This is a genomic window from Erythrobacter sp. CCH5-A1 (assembly GCF_001557115.1).
Lineage (GTDB): Bacteria > Pseudomonadota > Alphaproteobacteria > Sphingomonadales > Sphingomonadaceae > Erythrobacter.
Map to the genome: position 1 here is coordinate 1 of NZ_LSKQ01000247.1, position 459 is coordinate 459.

Annotated in this window: 1 protein-coding gene and 1 pseudogene; both read right to left on the reverse strand. The window is 65.6% G+C overall.

Features of this window, described 5'->3' with window-relative positions; translation table 11 throughout:
• Positions 1–196: pseudogene (locus AX708_RS15350) on the reverse strand (IS66 family transposase); the annotation flags it as partial.
• Positions 197–256: 60 nt separating this feature from the next.
• On the reverse strand, positions 257–459 hold a 203-nt coding region (gene tnpB, locus AX708_RS15355; protein ID WP_156454583.1), incomplete at its 5' end, for an IS66 family insertion sequence element accessory protein TnpB.

Genomic DNA, 459 nt, shown 5'->3' on the forward strand with positions numbered 1-459 from the left:
CGCTGGGGCCATACTGCTCGCGCTTCAGCTTGGCGATCTGCAGCTTGAGGTGGGCAATCAGCGCCTCGATGGCGCTCTCGCGGGCATGGGCGTTGGCGAGCTTGGCCTCTGCCTCGTCGGCCTTGCGGGCCATCGCCACCACCAGCGCCTTGAGCGCTTCAACGTCGTCCGGAAGGGGCGAGATGGCGGCTTCCATGCAGGAGAGTGAATCATGCGCGGCACCCTTCCGCAAGGGCAAAATGCCCGCATCTGCTGACTATCCGGCGCTTTGCGGCCGCCATGTATACTGCGGGTTGCGCCAGTCGATCCCCTCCAGCAAGCAGGCCAGTTGCGAGGGCGTCAGCGACACCGTTCCCTCGCTCGCCGAAGGCCACACGAACCGCCCCTTCTCGAGCCGCTTGGCGTAGAGCGACATGCCGATCCCGTCGTGCCAGATGATCTTGATCAGCGAGCCTGCGC